Source organism: Candidatus Magnetaquicoccus inordinatus (assembly GCF_004217665.1).
In the GTDB taxonomy this organism is placed as follows: domain Bacteria; phylum Pseudomonadota; class Magnetococcia; order Magnetococcales; family Magnetaquicoccaceae; genus Magnetaquicoccus; species Magnetaquicoccus inordinatus.
Map to the genome: position 1 here is coordinate 1 of NZ_RXIU01000187.1, position 6,988 is coordinate 6,988.

Genomic DNA, 6,988 nt, shown 5'->3' on the forward strand with positions numbered 1-6,988 from the left:
ACGCGCTTTTTGCGTCGGCGCGGCGCGCCTAATGGAAGCAAGCTGTGCGGATTGGCGCGCCTTTTTGCGCCAATTCGTACAGCATCCCCATGGGGGTAGAGCTGGCGAGCCAGCACAAACCTGAATAGTTACGAAAAAACAAAAAAATATTATGGAGCTCCAGGAGGAGATTATCTCCTAAGCCCTGCCGATAATGTGCGGCGTTTCACAAAAGCGAATGCGCAAGCATTCGCGCACGCCGCACCGATTTGTGCCCCAAAAGGGCACGCTTTGGGAGGGCAGACGCCCAACCTGCACAGTAGGGTTTGTGGCAACAGCGAGGAAATTTGCAAATGTGCTTGCCCTGTCACTTGACAGAGAGGTGCAGCGATAGCATGATTAATGGCAGTTGGAAAACAAATTTGGCTGAACTCTTCATCACTTCCCACACACACAGGTAACCGGAATGGTCACTCTGGGTTCTCGCTCTATTGGCGATGGGGCACCCTGTTTTATTACTCTGGAAGCGGGTGCTACCCATAACGGTCTGGCATCGGCAAAGCGTTTGGCCTCCTTGGCCGCCTCTGCTGGTGCCGACGCTGTCAAGTTTCAGATTTTTGACCCGGATCGTCTGGTAGCCGATAAAAAACAGCTCTTCTCCTATGGTATCCTGGCGGATCGTGCAACGGGTCGCGTGGAGCAGATTAGCGAACCTCTGTACGATATTCTGCAACGGCGCTCCATGGATACCGACTCCTGGCGACAGTTGAAAAACCATTGCGACAGTTTGGGGCTGCTCTTTTTTGCGACCGTTGCCTTTACGGAGGATGTGGATCTGCTGGTGGAACTGGGGTGTCAGACTGTTAAAATCGCCTCTGCCGATGTCAACCATTTTCCCTTGATTCGCTATGCGGCGGCCAGCGGTCTTTGTATCCAACTGGATACCGGCAATGCCAGCATCGGTGAAGTGGAAGCCGCTGTTGATGTCGTGCGCTCTACCGGCAACGAACGCATCATCATCCATCACTGCCCATCGGGCTATCCCGCCCGCTTGGATGGTATTAATCTGAATATTCTGCCCACATTAAAGCAGATGTTTGACTATCCCATCGCCTTTTCCGACCATACACCCGGTTGGGAGATGGATATTGCAGCCGTCGCCCTGGGTGCCAACATGGTGGAAAAAACCATTACCGAAGATCGCACCACGCGCAGCGCCGAGCATCAGTTTTCCCTGGAACCACCAGAGATGCAGCTCTTTGTACGCACCATACGCGAGCTGGAACAGGCTATGGGCAGCTCGCGGCGCATCCTGCACGATGTGGAACGACAAAAGCATAAAGCGGTGCGTCGCAGCCTGTTTCTGCGCTACGCCCGCCCTGCCGGTCATATCCTGACCCCGGAGGATATCGATTTTCGCAGACCCGGTTTTGGCATCTCGCCGCCAGAAACCGAATTGCTGCTGGGAAACCGTCTCCGTTGCGACCTGCCTGCTGATACCCTGTTGCAATGGTCGCATCTTGAACCACCTGCAAGCAACTGAGAGCTTGTGAATAAATCGTCGCGAACAAATCCATGGGCAAGGCGCAGGCAATTGCGCGACGAAAGATATCAAGCCGATTGCGAGGCGCGACAGAGCCTGCAACACCGCCCGTGGGCGGCGTCGCAGATTGATTCGCAAACTCTGAGCCGATCGGTTTGCCACCTTTTTTTATTGGTGCACAGATGATTGTGACACACCAACGCCAACCGCAGGTGCTGGGCCTGATACCTGCCAAAGGGGGTTCCACCCGGCTTCCACGGAAAAATATTATACCATTGGCAGGCATCCCACTGCTCACCTGGAGCATACAAGCGGCTCGCGACAGCGCCATTTGTGACCGTCTTTTGGTCTCCACTGAAGATGAGGAGATCGCCGCTCTTGCCCGAGAGAATGGTGCAGAGGTTCCCTTTTTGCGTCCCGATCATTTGGCACGGGATCCGGCAGGTGTGGTGGATGTGACACTGCATACTCTGGATATGCTGGCGGCACAGGGAGAAGAGTATCAGATAGTGGTCATCCTGCTGCCCACCTGTCCTTTGCGCAGCGCCCAGGATATTCAACAGGCTTTTGCTCTCTTCCAATCCCGCCAGGCCCTCTCCTTGATGAGTGTCTCGCCGTTCAGCCATACCCCTTTTGCAGCGTGGCGTATGGATGCTGAGGGTCTGCTCACACCCCATTTTCCTGAATATGCCCATAAACGCTCCCAGGAGCTGCCTTTGGCCCTGCGACCCAATGGGGCCATTCATATTTTATCGGTCGCCCATTTGCGCAATACACGCTCCTATATTGCCCCTCCCCTGCTGGCCTATCCCATGCCGATAGAACGCTCCATCGATATCGATACGCTGGATGATCTGCGCTATGCGGAAGCGTTATTGGCCAACAGAGAGGAAGCAGCGACCCCTCCCTCTCAGCATGCCGCTCGCCCCTGATTTTCACAATGGCACTTTGCAAAGGATGCTTACCCGATGTCTGCGCATAATGTTGTTATTCTGGTAGATGATCGCAAACGAGACCTGGCCAGCGCCGCCTTGATTGCCCACCATCTGCAACAACTGGGATGCAACTGCTTTCTTGAACCTCTGGAAGCCTACAAAGCGGTTTTGCTGGTGCACAAACCGGATATGATTATCTTCAACCATCTGCTCGCCAGCCATCTGGTTGCCTATTCCCAACGCTTGCACAGCATGGGTATTTTGACCGCCGTGTTGCCGAATGAAGCGCTGATGTATGATCGCCAAGTGCTCAATTTTAATGCCGGACGCTTCCACAAGGATGCCCATATCGACTATTATTTTTGTTGGCACGGCGAGTTGAAAAAGGCTTTGCTGGAGAGCGGCTTTCATCACTCTGGAACCTCTCTGGAGGTGGTTGGCATCCCCCGCTTCGACTTCTATTTTACACCCTGGTCAAACATGTTTCACAACAGCTCCCCGTCCCGCACGCAAAAAAAGAGAATTCTCCTGTGTACCAACTTTGGTCTGGTCGCCCTGGCGGAGCGACCGAAAGAGGAGGCGGATAAACTCTTTTCTGCCTGGGCGCCACGCATCAGCACCCTTACCGATTATTGGGGATGTATCTATTCGCTGCAACAGCGTCGCGATGCTCTGCCTGCCTATATCCTGGCCTTGATCCAGACAGGGCTCTACGAAGTCACGCTGCGCCCCCATCCACGGGAAAATTTAACCTTTTATCACAACTGGCTGGCCAGCCTGGATCCCAGCCTGCGCCAGGATATCCATCTGGAGGCGGAGACCCATATCACCCAGTTGATTCTCAACAGCGATTTGACCATCTCTGTCGAAAAATGCACCACAACCATGGAGAGCTGGATCTCACGCAAACCAACCATCTCCCTGATTTTTGATAAACATCCCATGCTCTACCACGAAGAGTTTGCCCAATTGAATGTCTCCTGTTACTCCCCGGAGGAGCTGCCTGGTTTGGTGGCACAGGAGTTGGCTGCACCAGAGCAGTCCGCCTTTGCCGCTGCTCGCCAAGCCCATCTGGAGCGTTGGTGCGCTGCCCTGGATGGTCAAACTTGCCAACGCATCGCCTCGATCATCAAACAAGCGGTAGACAATAAAGCCGCAACCCGTTGGTCAGAGATGCAGTTTGCCGATTATACTCGGGCGGCCAAAATGCGCCTCAAAACCATGCTGGGCCTACCCTATACCTTCGATCTCATGCTGCTTATTAAAAGCATGTTGCTTCCGCAACGCTATGCCACAAAGATGGAGACGGTACAAAAAACCATTACTCCCAAACAGATCCACGCCATCCTGAAACAGATTGCCAGCGTCGGCTGAGCACGGGATCCCTCCAGTTGCAAGAGGAGTACGGCCATGAAGCCCATCACCATAGCCGATTATACCATCGGTGCAGAGCATCCCCCCTTTATCATCGCTGAACTCTCCGGCAACCATAATGGCTCCCTTGAACGGGCCATGGCTATCGTGGAGGCCGCTGCCCAAGCAGGTGCACATGCCCTGAAAATCCAAACCTATACCGCCGATACCATGACTTTGGATCTCAGCGCCGGCCCCTTCCGCATCGATAATCCGGACAGCCTCTGGCAAGGCACCTCCCTGTACCAACTCTATCAACAAGCCTATACCCCCTGGGAGTGGCATCAACCTCTCTTTGCACGCTGTCGCCAATTGGGTATGGCCGCCTTCAGCACCCCCTTTGATGCCTCTGCTGTCGATTTTCTGGAATCCTTGCAGGTGCCCTGCTATAAAATCGCCTCGTTTGAAAATATCGATCTGCCCTTGATCAAAAAAGTAGCCGCCACAGGTAAACCTGTGATCATCTCCACCGGCATGGCTACCTTGGCAGAGTTGGAGGAGAGCGTACAAACCGCCCGCAGTGCCGGCTGCCAGGATCTGCTCTTGCTCAAATGCACCAGCACCTATCCCGCCTCGCCCATGCACAGCAATCTGCAGAGCATCCCCACCATGCGCACCCTGTTTGATTGCCAGATCGGTCTCTCCGATCATACCCTCGGCATAGGGGTTGCTGTGGCCAGCGTCGCTTTGGGAGCCACGGTCATCGAAAAACATTTTACCCTGGCCCGCGCTGATGGTGGTGTCGATGCCGCCTTCTCCCTGGAGCCACACGAACTGCGCCAATTGGTCGATGAAACCGGGCGCGCCTGGCAGGCAATGGGCCAGGTACATTTTGGTGCCACCAGCTCTGAACGGGATTCGCTGCAGTTTCGCCGCTCCCTCTACATTACCAAAGATCTGCAAGCAGGAGATCGCTTGAACAAAGACAATTTGCGCGCCATTCGCCCTGGCCTGGGTTTGCCACCCAAATTTTTGGAATGGCTGTTGGACAAGCCGGTCGGACGTGCTGTCGCCAAAGGCACGCCGATGTCCCTGGAGCTGCTGTGGCCAAGCTGAGTTCGCTCTGCTTTCGGGCTGATGCCTCGCCACAAATAGGCTTGGGTCATGTCATGCGTTGCCTGACCCTGGCCGATACTCTGGCCCAACAGGGTATACACTCCCATTTTATCTGCGCTCCGGAGGGAGCTGCCCTGGCCCAGGAGGTGTTGCAACGGCGCCACCGTCTCTCTCTTTTACCCAAACAGCCCCGCCATAGTGATGAAGATGCCCAACTCTGCCGGGCCCTACTGACCGACACTCCCCTCTGGTTGATTGTCGACCACTATGGTCTGGATCGGCGTTGGCAACAGAGTATGCGTGCGCTCGGTTGTCCGATCATGGCCATTGATGATCTAGAGCGCCCTCATGATTGTGACCTGTTGTTGGATCAAAATCTTCTGGACAACAGCAATCCCTATCAAGCGCTCACCCCCCCCTCCTGCCGCCCGCTGCTGGGCCCACACTATGCCTTGCTGCGTCCTGAATTTGCCAATCTGCGCCAACAGATGCGTCTGCGCAGCCAACTGCAACATGTTCTGCTCTTTTTTGGTGGCAGTGATCCGGGAAATGAAACCTGCAAAGCTCTGCAAGGGCTGTTGCAAAGCTCCTTTTCGGGCAGCATTGAGGTGATTGTGGGCAAAGCCTATGCGCATCGGGAGCCGCTGCAAAGGCTGGTGGCGCAAGGAGGCCAGCGGCTTTCCTTGCAGGTGCACATAGACAATATAGCCGAACGCATGCACAACGCCGATCTGGCTATTGGCGCCGGAGGCACCGCCTCCTGGGAGCGATGTTGCCTGGGATTGCCCACTCTCATCACCATCCTGGCGGACAACCAAATTGCCGTAGCGGAGCGCCTGCAGCAGGCTGGAGCCGCTTGCAACCTGGGATTTGCTGCACAGTTGCAGCCCATTGATTATACAAAAGCTCTGGAAGAGATCTCACCAGCCCAGCTCCTGCTGCTCTCCGGTGCTGCCGCCCAGCTTGTCGATGGCCAGGGCAGCATGCGGGTGGCTGCTGCTCTCCTCTCTTTCTCTGTTTGACCGGCCCATGCCACAGGATGATGACCTATGGAAATAGAAACCTTGCAGGATCTGTTCAGCCAATTGACCGATTTTCCCCACAATCGTTTTCACCCCCTGGTATGGATCATCGGTGAACCGGAGATTGGCGAGGGGGTCTTTATCGGTGGTTTTTCGCAGATCAACGGCAAGGGAGCACGATTATCTATTGGCAATCATTGTGATATAGCATCGTTTGTCAGCATCAATTGTGCCGATTCACATCTGCGCTGCCTGGGGGTAAGCGAACAGATTGTACGCCGTGATATTATTCTGGAAGAGCATGTTTTTGTCGGTTCACACAGCGTGATCAAAGGGGGTGCCCATATTGGACATCACTCGGTGATTGCGGCAGGAACGGTGGTCGATCCTGGCGTCATTCCGCCCTACTCTCTGGTCAGCGGCAATCCCATGCAGGTAAAAGCCGGCTATTATCGCAATCGCATCGCCGATCCTGAGCAATAAGCAGGGTGTGGTAAATGCCCCTGTCCAGCAGTTGCCTCTGTACGGCAGGCAGCAGCGTGCCAAAACGCACTTTTTCTCGAGACCTATCCACTCTGTTTGTAACTATTCAGGTTTGTGCTGGCTCGCCAGCTCTACCCCCCATGGGGATGCTGTGCGAATTGGTGCAAAAATACGCGCCAATCCGCACAGCTTGCTTCCATTAGGCGCTTAAGCCGACGCAAAAAGCGCGTCGGCTTAGCGTGTAAAGCGCGCCAAAGGCAAAAAATTAGGTAACTGTTCAGGTTTGTGCTGGCTTGCCAAGTCTACTCGGTTTGCGATGACTCGCCAGTTCTACCCCCATGGGGATGCTGTGCGAATTGGCGCAAAAAAAGCGCGCCAATCCACACAGCTTGCTTCCATTAGGCGCTTAAGCCGACGCAAAAAGCGCGTCGGCTTAGTTTGAAAAGCGCGCCAAAGGCAAAGGATTAAAAGATTAAAAGCAAAAGATTAAAAGATTAAAAGATTAAAAGATTAAAAGATTAAAAGCAAAATCCCAGGGATTCCATCCCTGGACCCGG

At 54.4% G+C, this 6,988-nt stretch carries 6 protein-coding genes; all 6 read left to right on the forward strand.

The window, feature by feature from the left end:
* The first annotated feature begins 445 nt into the window (after nucleotides 1–445).
* The 6 genes from EJP87_RS12235 to EJP87_RS12260 all read left to right on the forward strand — a co-directional run bounded on the left by EJP87_RS12235 (nucleotide 446) and on the right by EJP87_RS12260 (nucleotide 6,431).
* Nucleotides 446–1,522, forward strand: coding sequence for an N-acetylneuraminate synthase family protein (locus tag EJP87_RS12235; RefSeq protein WP_130472161.1), 1,077 nt, complete (start codon nucleotides 446–448; stop codon nucleotides 1,520–1,522).
* Nucleotides 1,523–1,704: 182 nt separating this feature from the next.
* Nucleotides 1,705–2,454, forward strand: a complete 750-nt coding sequence (locus EJP87_RS12240; RefSeq protein WP_130472162.1) for an acylneuraminate cytidylyltransferase family protein — start codon at nucleotides 1,705–1,707, stop codon at nucleotides 2,452–2,454.
* Between the two features lie 36 nt (nucleotides 2,455–2,490).
* Nucleotides 2,491–3,831: a surface carbohydrate biosynthesis protein gene (locus EJP87_RS12245; protein ID WP_130472163.1), complete on the forward strand. Its 1,341-nt coding sequence runs from the start codon at nucleotides 2,491–2,493 to the stop codon at nucleotides 3,829–3,831.
* A 36-nt stretch (nucleotides 3,832–3,867) separates the two neighbouring features.
* Entirely contained in the window at nucleotides 3,868–4,926 is a 1,059-nt protein-coding gene (gene pseI / locus EJP87_RS12250; RefSeq protein ID WP_130472164.1) for a pseudaminic acid synthase, read from the forward strand.
* Nucleotides 4,914–5,948 (forward strand): UDP-2,4-diacetamido-2,4,6-trideoxy-beta-L-altropyranose hydrolase, encoded by a 1,035-nt coding sequence (pseG, locus tag EJP87_RS12255; RefSeq protein ID WP_193771343.1) that lies wholly within the window; start codon nucleotides 4,914–4,916, stop codon nucleotides 5,946–5,948. The genes pseI and pseG overlap by 13 nt, the downstream gene beginning before the upstream one ends.
* A gap of 27 nt (nucleotides 5,949–5,975) precedes the next feature.
* On the forward strand, nucleotides 5,976–6,431 hold the full coding sequence (locus EJP87_RS12260) for an acyltransferase (protein WP_130472166.1): 456 nt from the start codon (nucleotides 5,976–5,978) through the stop codon (nucleotides 6,429–6,431).
* Nucleotides 6,432–6,988 lie beyond the last annotated feature (557 nt).

Bases quoted from the DNA above. Each gene is read 5' to 3' on its own strand.
- pseI (WP_130472164.1), top strand. From the start codon at position 3,868: ATGAAGCCCATCACCATAGCCGATTATACCATCGGTGCAGAGCATCCC.
- EJP87_RS12260 (WP_130472166.1), top strand. From the start codon at position 5,976: ATGGAAATAGAAACCTTGCAGGATCTGTTCAGCCAATTGACCGATTTT.
- EJP87_RS12240 (WP_130472162.1), top strand. From the start codon at position 1,705: ATGATTGTGACACACCAACGCCAACCGCAGGTGCTGGGCCTGATACCT.
- EJP87_RS12235 (WP_130472161.1), top strand. From the start codon at position 446: ATGGTCACTCTGGGTTCTCGCTCTATTGGCGATGGGGCACCCTGTTTT.
- EJP87_RS12245 (WP_130472163.1), top strand. From the start codon at position 2,491: ATGTCTGCGCATAATGTTGTTATTCTGGTAGATGATCGCAAACGAGAC.